Source organism: Haloferax larsenii, from assembly GCF_024730625.1.
Classification (GTDB): Archaea; Halobacteriota; Halobacteria; order Halobacteriales; family Haloferacaceae; genus Haloferax; species Haloferax larsenii.
The window spans coordinates 1787357-1803134 of sequence record NZ_CP078063.1 but is presented as its reverse complement, the minus strand read 5'-3'; the positions used below and the strand labels follow the sequence as shown (position 1 = coordinate 1803134).

The following is a 15778-nucleotide window of genomic DNA, read 5'->3' as shown; positions in this document are numbered from 1 at the left end:
GTCCGGGTCTCGGTCGTCCGGTCTCACGCGTGCCGACTCGCCTCGACGGCGACAAACGACCACTACCGAGTCGAGTCGGCGAGTCGGTAGTCGTGAGAGGCGTTCGATGGCGGTAAACCTCGACAGTCTGGAGGCCGCAAAGCGGGCGCTCAGACGCGAACGTCGGCGCTGTGTCGACGAGCGAGAGGCGTTCCGCGCGTTCAAACGTGAGGTCGGAAAGCTGAAAGCCACGGCTCCGACAGCCTCGTCGGCCCCGACGCCCCCACTCATCGGACACCAGCAGGCGACCGACGGGTCGCTCACGCGCGTCCGACGGGCGTACGAACGAACTGTGATGTCGGTACCGCATTACGACGACGAGTACGGCGACTCGTTTGCGGACAGTCTCACAGCAGAGTTCGGACCGGACGTCGCTGCCGCGTTCCAGTCGGCGACCGTCTTCTCGCCCGCGCTCCGACAGACCGTTACCTCTGCTGCGACAGAAGCAGTCGCCGAACGAATGCAGTTCGTCGACATCGTCGACGGGGAGTTCGAATCGGTCGAATCGATGGCCGACGAGATTTCGACGCTCTGTGACCGCCTTTCGTTCCTCGACGACAAACCGGTGTCTGAGCGCGGCTTCAACGAACTGCTGGCGGTCCGCGAGAACGTCTGTCGAGTCCAGACCCGAGTCGACGAGCTTGCGGCCACTCGTCAGCAGACGATTACCGACCACAGACGGGACTTGTCGTCACTGGTGCCGGACGTCGCCGAGTACCTCTATCAAGACCTGTCCGTTCGGTACCCGATCCTCTCGACGTTGGCGGCGGTCGGCGAGACGCTATCCGAGGCGCTTCGACGGGTCGAGAGACGCCTCGCCGCGACACCGTAGGCCGATTCGGCCACAGATATTTAGCGTCACACGACTACGCCTGAGTGTATGCTCTCGCTCGTGGAGGTGTCTCTGTGAACCGTCTCCATCCTCGTATTCGTCTTCTCTGGGTCGCCCGCGCAGTCGTGTTTGCGCTCGTCGTCGGCGGTCTCACGAGTGCTGCAGTCCTGTTCGCCCCGTTTTCGATTCCCATCTACGCACCCGTCGTCACCGGCGGGTTCTTCCTCGTCACTGGCGTCGGCTTTGCCTTGCTTCGGTACCGAGCGTGGCGGTACGAACTCCGCGACGACTCGCTGTATCTCCAACGCGGCGTCTTCACCAAAGTCAACACTGTCGTCCCGTTCGTCCGCATCCAGCACGTCGACTCCGCCCGCGGCCCAATCGAACGGCTCGCCGGGTTGGCCTCGACCATCGTCTACACTGCCGGGTCCCGCGGTGCCGACGTGTCGATTCCCGGTCTCACGCCAGACGGCGCTGAAGACCTGCAGGAACGACTGAAGCGACTCGCCATCCGCGCCGAGGGCGACGACGCGGTATGAGCCATCTGTCGCCACTCTCTGTTCCGTACCGCGCGGCCCAGCGAAGCGTCAGCATCGTGTTCGCCGTCGCCTTCTTCGTCTTCTCCGGCGGGGCGGCCTTCGGCGGCTTCCTGGGTGCGTTCGGCGGCATCATCCTCCTCGGCTCGCTCGTGCTCGCCATCGCGGGCTACGAACTTGCCTACTACCAACGATTCGAGTACGAACTCACCCCCGACACCTTCGACATTCGCTCCGGCGTCTTCGGCCGTCGAAACCGCGAGATTCCCTATCGTCGCATCCAGAACGTCGATATCTCGCGGAACGTCGCCCAACGTCTCTTCGGCATCGCGGCGGTGAACCTCGAAACCGCCGGCGGCGGCGAAACCGAAGGCAGTCTCCGATTCGTCTCGTACGACGAGGCGCTCCGAATCCAGACGGAAGTCGCCCGACTGAAGCGCGGTGAGACGGCGGGGGAGGCGACCGAACCCGACCGCGAAGTCCTGTTCGAGTTGGCTCCGCGAGAACTGGGTATCGTCGGTGCTCTCTCGTTCGACCTGCGACTGCCCGGCCTCGTCTTCGTCTTCGTCACGTCCGCGTTTCCCGTCGCGTCGTCGTATATCGACGTTCCCCTCCCGACCAGCGGGGTCGTCGCCACGGCACTCGGACTCGGGGGGCTGGTCCTCCTCGTGGCGCTCGTCTCGTGGGGTGCCGGATTCGTCCGCGCCGTGGTCAACTACTACGACTTCCGACTGACTCGCGTCGGTGACGAACTCCAGTACGAACGCGGCCTCCTCCAGCGATACAACGGGTCGATTCCGCTCGACAAACTCCAGACACTCACCATCGAGGACAACCCGCTCAAGCGGCACTTCGGATTCGCGACGCTCCTCATCGAAACCGCGGGATACGCCCCCAGCGGCGACAGCCGAAACGGGTCGAGCGTCGGTCGCGGGTCGGAAGCGGCGATTCCCCTCGCCCGGCGCGAGCGCGTCCGCTCGCTCGTAGACGACCTCGAAGGCGTGGCCGAACCGACCTACGAGCGCCCACCGAAACGAATCCGCCGCCGGTACGCCGTCCGTTACTCGCTCGCCCTCGGAGCAATCGCGCTCGCCCTGTTCGGTGCGAACACGCTCCTCGACAGAGCGATTCCGTGGTACGTCCCACTCGCGCTCGTTCCGGTCGCTATCGTCGCTGGAGTCTATCAGTGGCGACATCGCGGCTACGGACTGACCGACGACCACGTGGTCACCCGAAACGGCTTCTGGAAGCGCGAGACGCGTTTCGTCCCGTACTATCGGATTCAGACGATTATCGACACCCGAACCATCTTCCAGCGTCGCTGGCGCGTCGCCACCGTGACCGCAGACACCGCAGGCAGCCTCTCGCTCGTCGGTGGCGACGCCGCGGCCGTCGATATCGGTGCTGACGACGCGGTTGGCCTGCGTGAGACGTTGAACGACAGGCTCAGAGATGCCCTCGCGGAACGCCGCGAAGAGCGCCGCCGTGCACGACAGGCCGCCCTGGGCGTCACCGTCGACGCGCCGGACGTATCTGAACCGGACGACGACGAGGCGACGGAGGCGTCGACCGACGACGGAGTGGCAGAGACGCCCACCGAGTCGCCGGGCTCAGACGATTCCCCCACCGAGTCGCCGGACACAGACGATTCCTCCACTGAGTCGCCGGATACAGACGATTCCTTCGTCTGGGGCGACGCCGTGGAGACTCCCGACGAAGAAAACGAGGCTGCTGTCGAAGACCGCTCGGGCACCGATTCGGACGACCGTTGACCAGCGGAGCAAAATGCCTTTCTCCGGTCCTGCGTACGTACTGACATGGCCAAAAACGACATCGACGACGTGGACAGCGCAATCCTCCACGCGCTGCAGGAGGACGCTCGAAACATGTCGTCCGGCGACATCGCCGAGCGGGCGGGGACCTCGGGCAGCACGGTCCGAAAGCGAATCCAGCGCCTCGAAGACCGGTCTGTCATCAAGGGATACCGCGCCGAAATCGACTATCAGGCCTCCGGCTACCCGCTTCGGATGCTGTTGTTCTGTACCGCTCCGATACCCGAACGCGGGGCCATCATCGACGACATCCTCGCTATCGACGGCGTCGTCTCGGTGCAGGAACTCGTCACGGGCGAGAAGAACCTCCTCGTCACCGTCATCGGCGAAAACGACGACGACGTCACACCGGTCGCACAGGAACTGCTTGACCTTGGGTTGACCGTCGCTGACGAGGTACTCGTTCGGAGCCACAAGACGACGCCCTTCGGCGGGTTCAAGGGCGACGAGTCCTCGACGACCGAGTGACTGTGGCTGGTCGCGCGGAGTAACCGCACAGCGCCACAGCACACGACTGCGTTTTCACCTTTGTCCGTGTCCGACGAACGATTTGCTTGAAATCGCGTCAGGTCTCGAACTGTTTGTGAACTCAGAACTAGTCGCGAAATCCGGCACGGATGACGTTAGACGACGAACGAGGGTGAGACGGAGTGTAGCCGGTGAACAGCGTTTCTCGTCTGGGTTCTCGCACTGGTTTGGTACTTGTCACCACAGACCATAATGTTCTTTCATGGGTAATCTAGAGAACGAATTGTTCAGATAGAAGATTTTAATAGTGAATGTGTTCGTTCTATAGGCGAGAAGAGGACAGTCAGTGATTGGCCCACTCCCGTCGAGAGGGACTCACGGACTGCCATAGCCCAAAACGATGACAGACGAGACGAGATTCACTCGGGTCGGATCGCTACCGAAGACGACGACGGCGACGCCGCAACTCCCGCAGGTTCTCACGCGAGTCGTGTGGCTTCTGTGGGTGGCGAGTCTCGTGGTAGCCTCCCTCCGACTGTCCGGTTCCGAGAACTGGTCGCTTCTGGGACTGTTCTCCGTCGATGGGCTGACAGTCGTGATGTGGGTCGTCGTGACGTTCTTCAGCGGAATCGTCCACAGCTACTCGCGGCGCTACATGGCCGGAGATAGCGCGCTCAACAAATTCTTCGGCAACGTCTTCGCGTTCACGCTCGTCGTGATGGTACTGGTCGCGACGGACTCGCTTGCCGTGTTCGCGGTGCTGTGGCTGACGATGGGCCTCGTGATGGCCAACCTCATCGGCCACGTCGACTCTTGGCGCCACGCGCGTACGGCGGCCGCCCACGCACGTCGGTACTTTGCGGGAAGCAGTGCACTGCTGGCAGTCGCCTTCGCGACGCTGTGGTGGGAAACCGGCGCGTCGACTGTCTCCGCCGTCGCCTCGGCGGAGATTGCACCTACCGGGACCGTTCTGTTTGCGGTTGCGATGCTCCTGCTGGCGGCGATGATTCAGTCCGCGCTACTCCCGTTCCACACGTGGTTGCTGTCGTCGATGACAGCACCGACGCCCGCGTCGGCACTGATGCACGCGGGATTCGTCAACGCGGGCGGTATCCTGTTACTCCGGTTCGCACCGGTCGTCACTGTCGACCGCGGCTTCATGCTGGCAATCGTGGTCGTGGGCGCGACGAGTGCCCTCCTCGGAAAGCTCCTCAAGACGGTCCAGACGGACGTCAAGGGGAAACTCGGCTGTTCGACCGTCGGACAGATGGGGTTCATGTTCATGCAGGCGGGACTCGGATTTTTCGGTGCCGCCATCACCCACCTCATCCTCCACGGATTCTACAAAGCGTACCAGTTCCTCTCCGCGGGAGGCACCGTCGAACAGGGAAGCCCCGATGGGAAGTTCGCCGCGAAACAATCGGTGGGAGTCACCGGATTCGTGGTGACTGCCCTGACGGCACTCGCGGGGGGTGCCCTGTTCGCCGTCACGACCGGAGAGGGAACCGCCTTCGATAGCGGATTGCTGCTCGCGGGACTCGTCGTGCTGACCACGATGCACGCCACTCGTGAGACGATACGCCACGCGGCGCTTCCGACGTTCCTTCGGTTCGGAGCGATTCCACTCGTGTTCCTGCCGGCAATCGGGATGTACGCGTTTGTCTACAAGACCATCGAACACGCCTTAGTCGGGGTGCCGTTCGTCACGGCCCCCACCGAACTGACGCTCGTTCACGTCGTCGTCGCCGCGGCGTTCGTCTTGGCGTACGCCACCATCGAGAGCGGCGTCTACCGGCGCAGCACCCGATTGTACATGGCACTCGTGAATGCGACGCGGCCTGCGCCCGGAACGACCGTAACAACCAGAGAGGAGTACAATGAGTACTAACGAGACGATTCGTGACACCATCGAACAGGCAGCAACCAGCGTCGGGTCGGTCTGGCCGCTTCACTCCTTCGTGACGGCCAATCCACTCAGCGGGTTCGAAGACCGCCCGTTCCACGAGGCCGTCGAACAGGCCGAACACCTGTTCGGCGGCCGCGGCTACCCGAGTGCGGACGTGTTTCGCGCCGCGCTCGAAACGGGGCAAATCGACCGGGAGACGCTTCGGCGCGAACTGCGCGACCACGGCTACGAGAAGGACCTCTCGACTCTCTTGGCGCGCATGGAGACCCAAGCGGAGTCGGCCACCGAGGACGCCGAGTCGAGTCAACACGACGTCGTCGATACGGCCTTGACGAAGTGGCTCGCCGCATTCCTCGACGAGGGGCACGCTTCGTGGCCGATGCCGAACCGTGAACGCGGGTTCTACACCGCGTTTCAGTCCGTGGCGCGCCACGATGGGTCGCTTCCTGACCCGAGCGCCGTCGCCACCTACCCCGACGACCCGACGGAGGCAATCGACCAGGTCGTCTCCGCGTATCCGCGGGACCAGCTGGTGGACCTCTTCGAGTTCCATCTCGGACGGCTGCCGGGGTGGACCGGGTTCATCAAACAGCGGGCTGAAAACGGTGGCGACTGGCAGGCTACCTACCCCATCACGCTCACGGAGTATCTGGCCGTCAGGATGGTTCTCACGGACCTCTTCGATGCGCCGCTCGGCCCGACGGATGGTGGGGTAGAATCGACGCAGTCTGAACGTAACCTCCAACACGACGAGGAAGTCCCGCTTCCCGAAATCTGGCTGGACGCGTGGGAGGCCACCTACCGCACCGAACTGGTCGAGGCGATTGCCGACCAAAAGCAATCGCCAGCCGCGGCCGAAGGGAGCCAGCCAGCCATCGCCCTCGAAGACGGTGGTCGCCCGGACGCACAACTCGTCTTCTGTATCGACACGCGCTCGGAGGTCATCCGCCGGCATATCGAGGACGCCGGTGCCTACGAGACTTACGGCTACGCGGGCTTCTTCGGGATTCCGATGCGCTACGAGGCCTACGACTCCAACGTCGCGATAGACGCCTGCCCGCCGATTCTCGACGCCCAACACTACGTCGCCGACCGCCCGGCCGAGGGGTGCGACCACGAACACGACCGCTACGACACGTGGACGAACACGACCAGTGCCGCCGGAAACGTCCTCAAATCACTCACCTCGAACGCGGCGACCGTGTTCAGTTTCGTCGAAAGCACCGGCGTCGGTTACGGGGCCGCCCTCACGGCGCGGACGCTCTTCCCGTCGCGCGTGTACGACTTCCTCACCGGCGCGTCAGAGCGGGTTCCCTCCGACGCAGACTTCTGCGAACCGGCACTCGATGGGGACTCGACCGCCGACAGCGACCTGCCACAAGGGCTGTCTACGGCAGAGAGAGTCGAGTACGCCGAGACCGCGTTCGAACTGATGGGTTGGGACGAGTTCGCGCGCATCGTCGCGTTCGTCGGCCACGCCAGCCAGACTGCGAACAACCCGTTCGAGTCCAGCCTCGACTGCGGTGCCTGTGCCGGCAACGCTGGCGGCCCGAGTGCTCGTGTCCTCGCGGCCATCTGCAACGACGACGAGGTCAAGGCCGAACTCCGCGACCGCGGGTTCGACATCCCGTCGGACACCGTCTTCGTCGCGGGCGAGCACAACACGACGACGGACGAGGTGACGCTCTTTACCGGGCCTGTTCCCGAAAGTCACGAGGAAGACCTCGAACAGCTCCGTTCGGACCTCGAAACGGCCCGGGAGGGTGCCGCCGCGGAACGGACAGAGTCGATGGACGCGTCTGCTCCGGGAACTCGGGAGGCCGAACGCCGCGCCGCGGACTGGGCCGAGACGCGCCCCGAATGGGGACTCGCCGGCAACGCGGGCTTCGTCATCGGTCCTCGGTCGCTGACGGAGGGTCTCGACCTCGACGGTCGGTCGTTCCTCCACTCCTACGACTGGCGAGACGACGACTCTGGTGAGGCCCTCGCGGCCATCGTGTCCGGTCCCATGGTCGTCACTCAGTGGATAAACATGCAGTACTACTTCTCGACCGTGGACAACGCAGTCTACGGGAGCGGGTCGAAGATTACCCACAACCCGGTCGGTAACGTCGGCGTCTACCAAGGGAACGGTGGCGACCTGATGACGGGGCTGCCGCTCCAGTCAGTCAAGGCGGCCGACGACGACCCATTCCACCAACCACTCCGTCTCTCGACGGTGATTCACGCCCCGGTCGACCGTGTGACGTCTGTCCTCGAAGCGAATGCCGCCGTCACCGAACTCCTGGACAACGGCTGGCTCTCGCTGACTGTGGTGGACCCGACGCAGAACGATACCGCGTTCGAGTACGACGAGAATCTGACGTGGGTCGCTGCTGAAACGGCAGACAAACACGGACGCGACGCGGCCGAAGAGCCCGAACTGACTGCCGAACGCGCCGCGCCACCCGCCGCAGACGACTGATTGGGTGGCTGCCGGGCGTCTGTTCGGCAGCGATGGCCTGCGGTGACTGTTCACCCGTCTAAGGTATTTACGTCAGAAGAGCGTTAGTATGACGTAATGTCGAATTCGGTTCTGGAATCGCTCGTGGCTGGAAACAAATACCACGTCGAGCACCTCGACGCAGATTACTTCGAGGGGCTTCGAGACAGGCAAACGCCACACGTCGTCACCGTCGGGTGCTCTGACTCTCGGGTTCCAGTCGAAGCACTCTGGAACACCGACAAGGCGGGGGAACTCTTCAAATCGGTCAACGTCGCCAATCAGGTGTGGACCGAAGTCGACGGCCGACTCGTCGTCAACGACGTCGTCGGCTACGCAGTCACCTCGCTCGGCGTCTCAGATATCGTCGTCCTCGGACACACGGGGTGCGGTGGAATCACAGCAGCCTACGAGTACGTCGTCGGTGACGACGCGAACGACCTTCCGGTGGCCGTCGAAGCCGCTGTTTCGCGTCTCGTTCCGCTCGTCGAAGAGGCGCGAGAATTGGGAATCTTCGACGAAGAGACGCCGACCGATGACGCCGTCAACCGTCTGGTCGAGTACGCCGTCGTCAGACAAGTAGAGTTCCTCACCGAGAGTGACGAGATTCCCGAATCGACCGACTGCTGGGGCTTCGTCTACGACTTCCAGCGCGCCTACGGCGACGACGACGGGGCGGCGTACCTCGTCGCCGCGAACGGTGATTCGGACCCCGAAACCATCGTCGAGTGGGTCCCAGACGAGTTCGCCGACCGCGTGAAATCGATTCGGTAATCCGACGACTCGACTCGGTAGCCCGAAGCCCCGACTCGGTTACTCGGCTCGTGCGTCGTCGATAATCTGCGAGAATTCGCGGGCCGTCTCGGTAATCGATTCGAAGTCGCCGTTTTCGATAGCTTCGTCGTCCATGAGCGCGCCGCCCGCGCCGACGACGACCGCACCGGCTTCGATGTAGTCCGCAGCGTTGTCGAGGCCGACGCCGCCGGTCGGCATCATCGGAATCTGCGGAAGCGGACCCTTCATGCTCTTGAGGTGGCCGGGACCGAGCGACGACGCCGGGAAGACCTTCACGAGGTCCGCGCCCGCTTCGTAGGCGGTGACGGCTTCGGTCGGTGTCATGATTCCCGGCGCGACGATGGTCCCGTAGCGGTTGCACGTCTCGACGACGCCCTCGTCGAAGTTCGGGCCGACGACGAACTCCGCACCGGCCTGAATCGCCGCGTTGGCGGTCGGTGCGTCGAGGACCGTCCCCGCGCCGACGATTGCTTCGTCGTCCGAGAACGACGCCGACACCTCGCTGATGAGGTCCATCGCGTCGGGGTTGTCGGCGGTGATTTCGTAGGCGGTGACGCCGCCTTCGTATAGGGCGTCTGCGACCTGGATGATGGTGTCCGCGTCCGCGCCTCGCATCACGGCGACGACGCCGCTGTCGGCGATTCGTTGCATGTCCTCGTGTACGTCGAGTGCGACCATTTCGACCCGATATTTACTACAGATGGTATTAAAAAGGACGGTGGCGGCCGAATTGTGGCCGGGTGCAGCGTCCTGTCTGCGCAACGTCCTTGTACATTGCCACCACGCGACAGTCTCAAATCCGTCGGACACTAACCCGAGGTAAGCGCCGGTCGAGACGGCGAGATGTCGCTCTATCGACGCCTCACCATGTCCACACCTATCGACTTCGAATGGCTGTACCGCGACGTGATTCCGTCGGTCGTCTCCGTCTACGTCGGCGGCCGGCGACGCCCCGGCGGTGCGGGAAGCGCCTTCGTCTACGACGACCAGCATCTCGTGACCAACGAGCACGTCGCTCGACTGGCCGACGGCAGCGACACGGGCCGCGTCGAACTCCGGTTCGCAGACGGGTCGTGGCGCGTCGGCGACGTGGTCGGCACGGACGCCTACACCGACCTCGCAGTCGTCGCCGTCGACGACCTCCCCGCCGACGTTGGCTCGCTTCCACTCGCTACGCAGAACCCCGCACCCGGTCGGCAGGTCGCCGCGCTTGGCAACCCTCTCGGACTCGATGGTTCCATCTCGGCCGGCATCGTCTCCGGGTCGAATCGCTCGCTTCCGACTTCGAACGGCTTCGCAATCCCCGACGTCGTCCAGACAGACGCGCCAATCAACCCCGGAAACTCCGGCGGGCCGCTCGTGGGTCGTATCGCCGATGGAGAGAGCGACCCGGCGTACGAAGTCGTCGGCGTCAACCGCGCGAAACAGGGTGACAACATCGGGTTCGCCATCTCCCCGGCAATCGCCTCGCGCATCGTCCCGGACCTCGTCGCCGAGGGTCGGTATCGACACTCCTACCTCCGCGCTCGCACCCTCGACGTGACGCCGACAGTGGCCGAAGCGAACGGTCTCGACGCGCCTCGGGGTGTCCTCGTCGTGAACGCGGTCGGGCCGGACGGCGGTGAGGCGTTCCTGAACGGTTGCCACGAGGCAGTTGCCCACCGCGGTGCCGAGATTCCCGTCGGCGGCGACGTTATCGTCGCAATCGAAGGCAACCCAGTTCGGACGCACGAGGAGTTGATGCGCTATCTCATCACCGAGACGCGGCCCGGAGAGCCCGTCGCTGTGGATGTCTACCGCGACGGCGACCCGGCGACGCTCGTGGTCGAACTCGACGAGCGACCCGTCGCTGGCGGCCGCGACCGTGACGGCGACGGTGGGAGTCGAATTCCAATCGAGTAGTCGGTCGATTCAGCAGGCCCGGCGTTACTCCCGGACGGTCAACACGGGCACGTCGGCGAGTCGGACGACTCGCTCTGTCGTACTGCCGAGGAGGGCGTGTTCTAACCCCGTTCGGCCGTTGGTCGCCATCACGACGATGTCGGGACCGGCTTCCACTACAGCGTCCAGAATCTCTCGGTGCGGGACGCCGATTCGGATTGTCGTCTCGCAGGGAACGTCGGACTCTGCTGCGAGGATGTCGATTTCTTCGACCGCCATCTCGGCAGCGTCTCTGAGGCTGGCCTGTACTCGGTCGACTGGAACGTCGGCAGACGTCCACAGGCCGAGGTCGCTGGCGTCGATGACCGAAAGGGCCTGAATCGTGGATCCGTAGGTCGCCGCGAGGTCGATAGCGCGACGGGCGGCGGCGCGCGACCGAGCACTCCCGTCGGTCGGAACGAGGACTGTTTCGTACATAGCTGAGGATTGGTCTGGCAGTGTCATTGCTGTGACGACCGAGTCGGCACCAGTCGGTGAGTCGGGTCGCGGAGAATGGAGGGTACGGACGTGCTTTCGGCGGCGTTAGACGCGGGTCCGCGGCGTCGGTGCAATCTTCGAGACGCTGGCGGCGGCCGCGAGCAGCAGCACGCCGAAGACGATGCTCACGAACAGTTCTGGCGCGATAGTCAGCCCCGAGATACCGCCGACCGTTGCGAACAGTGCGTATCCGGCGACGCCCGTCAGGACGAGTCCGATGACGACCGCAACGCCGATTCCGACCTTCATCAAGTCGAGCTTCATGGTCATCTATACGTAGTCCAGAACAACCCATATATACGCAGACTGGTTCCCAGAGTGCGGGAAAATATCGACCTTCGGATAGTTCTCATGCAGTGACTGACCGAAGAAGACAGTGGACAGCAGTCGCTGTCGGCGACTGATGTCAGAAAAATGGTCGTCTTCGACGCCAGCCCCGACTCCGCGAGGTGAGACGGGTCAGGGTGAGTCGGCTCCGGACGGGACAGAACGGAGGTCGAACTCCGAGGCCAGTTATTGAGCTGCGGGAGTTGACTTCTCGCCGTACAGCCCGTACAGGACGAACAGCAGGGCGAGGAACAGGAACTCGATTACGACGACCCCGATGAGGGGGAGGTCGTAGTTGAAGAATCCTGCGACCGTGCGGAGTTCGATTGCGACCGGAATGCTGAACGCGATCAGTATGAGCGCTTGTGCTTTGGTGAATCTCATAGTAACACCCCCGCGAGCGCGGCAAGCGCACCTGCGAGAACTGTCTTCACTAACTCTACGTCGGGGAACACCGTAACTGGGACGGGTAACCCACCGCCGAACAGTCCTCCGCCGTTTTGGATGATTCCCGCGATGGGGAGCGTGTAGGCGAGGATGACGAGGACGACGGCGATACCGGTCCACAGTCCGAGGTTGTCGAGGACGCGCGGGCTTCCCTCCGGTCCAGAGAGGGGTGCCGGGAGGAACTCGTCGACCGGGCGCTCGGACTTCTCACCGAACGCGGTCAGGAGCATGTTGAAGAGGAACAACACCACCGACAGGAACAACAGCAGCCCGCCGAAGGCAATCTGGACGCGAAGTTCGAAGATGCTGCCGATGGGCGTCACGAAGTCGAAGTTCTGGTACTGCGGTTCGGCAGTCCGGCGCGGAATACCGGCGAGACCGGCGCGGTGCATCGCGTTCGACATGAAGACCATGCCGACGAACCACAGGACGACCTGCAAGAGTCCAATCGGGCGGCTGTAGAGCTTCGTGCCCGTGAGCTGTGGGACGAGCCAGTACGCCGCGGCCATGAAGGTCAGCGCGACCGCCGTTCCGACGGTCATGTGGAAGTGGCCGGGGACCCAAAGCGAGTTGTGGATGAGGTAGTTGATGTTCATCCCGGCGTTGATCATGCCCGAGAAGCCACCGGCGGCGAAGATGAGGCCGGCGAACGCCATTCCGGCGAACGCGGGGTCACGCCACGGAAGCGCACCGAGCCAGCGGAGATAGCCCTCACCGCCACGCTGTCGCGCACCGTGTTCGATGCTCGCAACTGCGGTGAACGCCGTCAGAAGCGACGGGAGCAGGAGGAACATCGTGTTCGTCATGGCGATGAACTTGAAGCCCTCTGCGATACCCGGGTCGAGATACTGGTGGTGGATGCCGACCGGGGTCGAAAGCAGGAGGAACAACAGGAACACCACGCGTGCGAGCGGGTCACTGAACAGGCGACCGCCAGCGAGCTTCGGCAGGACAGTGTACCACATCATGTACGCCGGCATGAGCCAGAAGTACACGATAGGGTGACCGAAGAACCAAAACAGAGTTCTGGTCAAAAGCGGGTTGACGCTCTCGATGAGGCCAAGCGACCACGGGATGAGGAAGAACACCACCGACACGGCCACGCCGACGGTGGCGATGTACCACATAATCATCGTGGTCAGCACCATGAAGGCCTGTAGTGGGATTCGCTCGTCGGGGTTGTCTTCACGCCACGCGCGGTACGAGAGGAACCAGTCGGCACCCGAAAGCCACGTTCCGACGATGAACATCGCCAGTCCGATGTAGAATATCGGGTGTGCCTGTAGTGGCGCGTAGAAGGTAAACAGCACGTCTGCACTGATCCCGAGATTCGGGACCAGTCCACCGAGGATGGCGACTGAGGCGAGAATCGTCCCAGTCGTCATCAGTCCGAACCACGCCCACGAGAAGAGACTGCTCACCGCGGGTTGGTCGAGACTCCGCGCGGTCGCCCAGTGGAAGAACGCCGCGAGGCCGAAGATAGTAAACACGATGGCCAAGAGCACGCCGTGGCCGGTCAACAGCGTGTAGTAGTCTGCCGAGTCGATGATTCGGAGAATGTCGGTCCGGTGGAGCGCCTGTACGAGACCGAAGAACGCCCCGATACCGAGGGCGACGAACGCGACGAGCAGGTTCGCTTTCGCGACGGCTGCCTCGTCGGGGAACCGCTCGACGAACAGCGGTTCGTTACCAGCTGCGGTCGCCATCAGTTCTCACCCTCCTGATTTTGTTCTGCGTACCAACTGTCGAATTCACTCTGTTCCATCACGACTATGGACCCTTCCATCACGTGGTGGCCCGACCCACAGTATTCGTTACACACAATCCCGTACTCCCCCGGTTCTTCGAACCGAACGGTGAACTCGGCGACCTGCCCGGGAATCGCCATCGTGTTGGCGTTCGTCCCGACGACGTCGAATCCGTGGATGACGTCAGCAGCGGTCACGTGGAACGTGACGGTGCTTCCCGCGGGAACGCGGAGCGGTTCGGACGTTCCGGGCTCGAAGACGAACTGGCGAGCGACGAGATACACGTCGTAGCTGTTCTCACCGGTCTTCTCGATACCGGGGTCACCGAACTTCGGGTGGTCGTCGAGCGTCGCCGGGTCGACGGTGCCACCCTTGTCGTCTATCATCTCGATACCCGCGCCGGCGGCACCGTAGGTGATGGTGCCGATGAAGCCGACGATGAGCACGAGTGCCAGCGCCAACCAGAGTTTCTCGTAGGCGTGAATCTCCATCTCAGCCCACCACCGTCACGCCGCGACCCAGGAACTCGACGAAGTACATGAACACCCACATCCCCAGGAGGATGGCCATGTAGATGAGGACGAGTATGAGCGTCCCAACTGGGTCGAATTCGTCGTGCCCAATTTCGCGGACGATGCTGTCGTCGGCCGTCCCGACGATAGAATCAGTAGGCGGCTCAGAGCCGCTCTGGTCCACCACGTTTACCCCTCCATCTCCGACCAACTCGGAGTCGTCAGAGGTAGGGGACGCGGTGCTCCCCTCTGTTGTCGAATCAACGGCCATACCCGGTGTTGGGTATGACCAAGACTTCAAGATAAGACCCTATTCTCACGGTGTTAGAATCGGCGAAATCCGAAACAGTACCCACAGTAACTCACTGATATGGAACTCACTCCGCGCCGTGCCGGAACGGTCGCACTGGTCGCGCTCCTGCCAGCAATCGTCTTCGGCGTGACGAAAAACCCCCTCGCAGGGGTCGTCACGGCCATCAACGTCCTCATCATCTCTACTGTCATCTACCTGCTTATGAGTCCGACAGAGGGAGGACACGGACACGAGAGTGACCACGACTCGGACCACGAACACGCAGCCTGAGATGGCCGAGAGAATGGTGGTCGGGAGCCGCCTGTGCTCCGGGAGGGCAGGAGCATGATGGACGGTGGCATCACCGCCCCCACGTGGGTCGCAGAGTCGCCGGAAGCGGTTGCGTTCCTCTTCGTCGGACTGCTCGGCGGTGCGCACTGTCTGGGGATGTGCGGGCCGCTCGTGAGCGTCTACGCCGACAGACTGAGCGAGCGCGAGCAGACTGACTCACTCACGCTCTTTCAGGTTCGACAGCACGCCCTGTTCAACGTCGGTCGGGCGCTGAGCTACGCGGCACTCGGTGCCGCCTTCGCCCTCGCCGGAAGCCTGATTTTCGGCGCGGTCGACGCGCTTTCGCTCTTCGGAACCGGTGTTCGCGGAACGATGGGCCTGCTCGTCGGGAGCGCCATCATCCTCACCGGCGTCGGCTATCTCGCCGGGCGGTCGAGCGCGATGGACCGGTTCACGCCGACTCCCGTCACCCGTCTCTTCGGTCGCATCAGTGGGTGGGCGACAGCCCGCGTCGACCGTCTCGTCGGCGGACCGCGAATCCTCGGACTCGGTGCGATACACGGCTTGCTCCCGTGTCCAATCATCTATCCGGCGTATCTCTATGCGTTCGCGACGGGTGCGCCGGCCCGGTCGGCCGCCCTGCTCGGACTGCTCGGCCTCGGGACGATACCGACGCTGTTCCTCTACGGGACGCTCCTCGGACAGGTGTCTGCGCGGCGGCGCAAGACGCTCCACCGCGCACTGGGTGCGTCGTTCCTCGTTCTCGGGTACATCCCGCTTTCCCACGGGCTGATGCTTCTCGGCGTCGCGGTCCCACACCTTCACGTTCCCTTCTACCAACCGTTGGGGTGAC

The 15778-nt window shown here is 63.4% G+C and carries 17 protein-coding genes; 10 read left to right on the top strand and 7 right to left on the bottom strand.

What is annotated here, in order from left to right; genetic code table 11:
- Positions 1-106 precede the first annotated feature (106 nt).
- The 7 genes from KU306_RS09400 (at position 107) to KU306_RS09370 (ending at position 8869) form a co-directional block, all read left to right on the top strand.
- The gene (locus tag KU306_RS09400) at positions 107-871 is read left to right on the top strand and encodes a DUF7260 family protein (RefSeq protein WP_258301790.1); all 765 of its coding nucleotides are present in this window, start codon (positions 107-109) and stop codon (positions 869-871) included.
- Between the two features lie 74 nt (positions 872-945).
- Entirely contained in the window at positions 946-1410 is a 465-nt protein-coding gene (locus KU306_RS09395) for a PH domain-containing protein (protein ID WP_007538985.1), read from the top strand.
- Positions 1407-3179: a PH domain-containing protein gene (locus tag KU306_RS09390; protein ID WP_258301789.1), complete on the top strand. Its 1773-nt coding sequence runs from the start codon at positions 1407-1409 to the stop codon at positions 3177-3179. The genes KU306_RS09395 and KU306_RS09390 overlap by 4 nt, the downstream gene beginning before the upstream one ends.
- 45 nt (positions 3180-3224) lie before the next feature.
- Complete coding sequence (locus tag KU306_RS09385; RefSeq protein WP_007538981.1) at positions 3225-3707, top strand: Lrp/AsnC family transcriptional regulator; 483 nt, start codon at positions 3225-3227, stop codon at positions 3705-3707.
- A 400-nt stretch (positions 3708-4107) separates the two neighbouring features.
- A complete protein-coding gene (locus KU306_RS09380) occupies positions 4108-5595 on the top strand; it encodes a proton-conducting transporter transmembrane domain-containing protein (protein WP_258301788.1) in 1488 nt (495 codons plus the stop codon).
- A complete protein-coding gene (locus KU306_RS09375; protein WP_258301787.1) occupies positions 5585-8077 on the top strand; it encodes a DUF2309 domain-containing protein in 2493 nt (830 codons plus the stop codon). Before KU306_RS09380 ends, KU306_RS09375 begins: the two co-directional genes overlap by 11 nt.
- Before the next feature lie 96 nt (positions 8078-8173).
- Positions 8174-8869 (top strand): carbonic anhydrase, encoded by a 696-nt coding sequence (locus tag KU306_RS09370; protein ID WP_007538978.1) that lies wholly within the window; start codon positions 8174-8176, stop codon positions 8867-8869.
- 39 nt (positions 8870-8908) lie between these two features.
- Here KU306_RS09370 and KU306_RS09365 read toward each other — a convergent pair whose 3' ends face one another.
- Complete coding sequence (locus KU306_RS09365; protein WP_007538977.1) at positions 8909-9568, bottom strand: bifunctional 4-hydroxy-2-oxoglutarate aldolase/2-dehydro-3-deoxy-phosphogluconate aldolase; 660 nt, start codon at positions 9566-9568, stop codon at positions 8909-8911.
- Between the two features lie 189 nt (positions 9569-9757).
- Between KU306_RS09365 and KU306_RS09360 the strand changes: the two genes are divergently transcribed.
- Entirely contained in the window at positions 9758-10792 is a 1035-nt protein-coding gene (locus tag KU306_RS09360; protein ID WP_258301786.1) for a S1C family serine protease, read from the top strand.
- A gap of 24 nt (positions 10793-10816) precedes the next feature.
- Here the strand turns inward: KU306_RS09360 and KU306_RS09355 are convergent, their stop codons facing one another.
- From KU306_RS09355 to KU306_RS09330, 6 genes are all read right to left on the bottom strand, one after another.
- Positions 10817-11248, bottom strand: coding sequence for a universal stress protein (locus KU306_RS09355; protein ID WP_258301785.1), 432 nt, complete (start codon positions 11246-11248; stop codon positions 10817-10819).
- A gap of 105 nt (positions 11249-11353) precedes the next feature.
- Positions 11354-11578 carry a hypothetical protein gene (locus tag KU306_RS09350; RefSeq protein WP_258301784.1) on the bottom strand — a complete coding sequence of 75 codons (225 nt, stop codon included), beginning with the start codon at positions 11576-11578 and terminating at the stop codon, positions 11354-11356.
- A 243-nt stretch (positions 11579-11821) separates the two neighbouring features.
- Positions 11822-12019, bottom strand: a complete 198-nt coding sequence (locus KU306_RS09345) for a hypothetical protein (protein ID WP_007538970.1) — start codon at positions 12017-12019, stop codon at positions 11822-11824.
- Positions 12016-13788, bottom strand: a complete 1773-nt coding sequence (locus KU306_RS09340) for a b(o/a)3-type cytochrome-c oxidase subunit 1 (RefSeq protein WP_258301783.1) — start codon at positions 13786-13788, stop codon at positions 12016-12018. The genes KU306_RS09345 and KU306_RS09340 overlap by 4 nt, the downstream gene beginning before the upstream one ends.
- Complete coding sequence (locus tag KU306_RS09335) at positions 13788-14321, bottom strand: cytochrome c oxidase subunit II (protein WP_007538966.1); 534 nt, start codon at positions 14319-14321, stop codon at positions 13788-13790. The genes KU306_RS09340 and KU306_RS09335 overlap by 1 nt, the downstream gene beginning before the upstream one ends.
- Position 14322: 1 nt before the next feature.
- Positions 14323-14613 (bottom strand): hypothetical protein, encoded by a 291-nt coding sequence (locus tag KU306_RS09330; RefSeq protein WP_049918529.1) that lies wholly within the window; start codon positions 14611-14613, stop codon positions 14323-14325.
- A gap of 99 nt (positions 14614-14712) precedes the next feature.
- Between KU306_RS09330 and KU306_RS09325 the strand changes: the two genes are divergently transcribed.
- Positions 14713-14925 (top strand): DUF8131 family protein, encoded by a 213-nt coding sequence (locus KU306_RS09325; protein WP_258301782.1) that lies wholly within the window; start codon positions 14713-14715, stop codon positions 14923-14925.
- Positions 14926-14982: 57 nt separating this feature from the next.
- Complete coding sequence (locus KU306_RS09320) at positions 14983-15777, top strand: sulfite exporter TauE/SafE family protein (RefSeq protein ID WP_258303391.1); 795 nt, start codon at positions 14983-14985, stop codon at positions 15775-15777.
- Position 15778: the final 1 nt, after the last annotated feature.

What these genes read in the sequence shown, in the direction of transcription:
- KU306_RS09320 (WP_258303391.1), top strand. Translation starts at nt 14,983, where the DNA reads ATGGACGGTGGCATCACCGCCCCCACGTGGGTCGCAGAGTCGCCGGAA.
- KU306_RS09350 (WP_258301784.1), bottom strand. Translation starts at nt 11,578, where the DNA reads ATGACCATGAAGCTCGACTTGATGAAGGTCGGAATCGGCGTTGCGGTC.
- KU306_RS09370 (WP_007538978.1), top strand. Translation starts at nt 8,174, where the DNA reads ATGTCGAATTCGGTTCTGGAATCGCTCGTGGCTGGAAACAAATACCAC.
- KU306_RS09390 (WP_258301789.1), top strand. Translation starts at nt 1,407, where the DNA reads ATGAGCCATCTGTCGCCACTCTCTGTTCCGTACCGCGCGGCCCAGCGA.
- KU306_RS09375 (WP_258301787.1), top strand. Translation starts at nt 5,585, where the DNA reads ATGAGTACTAACGAGACGATTCGTGACACCATCGAACAGGCAGCAACC.
- KU306_RS09335 (WP_007538966.1), bottom strand. Translation starts at nt 14,321, where the DNA reads ATGGAGATTCACGCCTACGAGAAACTCTGGTTGGCGCTGGCACTCGTG.
- KU306_RS09365 (WP_007538977.1), bottom strand. Translation starts at nt 9,568, where the DNA reads ATGGTCGCACTCGACGTACACGAGGACATGCAACGAATCGCCGACAGC.
- KU306_RS09355 (WP_258301785.1), bottom strand. Translation starts at nt 11,248, where the DNA reads ATGTACGAAACAGTCCTCGTTCCGACCGACGGGAGTGCTCGGTCGCGC.
- KU306_RS09385 (WP_007538981.1), top strand. Translation starts at nt 3,225, where the DNA reads ATGGCCAAAAACGACATCGACGACGTGGACAGCGCAATCCTCCACGCG.
- KU306_RS09330 (WP_049918529.1), bottom strand. Translation starts at nt 14,613, where the DNA reads ATGGCCGTTGATTCGACAACAGAGGGGAGCACCGCGTCCCCTACCTCT.
- KU306_RS09325 (WP_258301782.1), top strand. Translation starts at nt 14,713, where the DNA reads ATGGAACTCACTCCGCGCCGTGCCGGAACGGTCGCACTGGTCGCGCTC.
- KU306_RS09400 (WP_258301790.1), top strand. Translation starts at nt 107, where the DNA reads ATGGCGGTAAACCTCGACAGTCTGGAGGCCGCAAAGCGGGCGCTCAGA.
- KU306_RS09345 (WP_007538970.1), bottom strand. Translation starts at nt 12,019, where the DNA reads ATGAGATTCACCAAAGCACAAGCGCTCATACTGATCGCGTTCAGCATT.
- KU306_RS09360 (WP_258301786.1), top strand. Translation starts at nt 9,758, where the DNA reads ATGTCCACACCTATCGACTTCGAATGGCTGTACCGCGACGTGATTCCG.
- KU306_RS09340 (WP_258301783.1), bottom strand. Translation starts at nt 13,788, where the DNA reads ATGGCGACCGCAGCTGGTAACGAACCGCTGTTCGTCGAGCGGTTCCCC.
- KU306_RS09380 (WP_258301788.1), top strand. Translation starts at nt 4,108, where the DNA reads ATGACAGACGAGACGAGATTCACTCGGGTCGGATCGCTACCGAAGACG.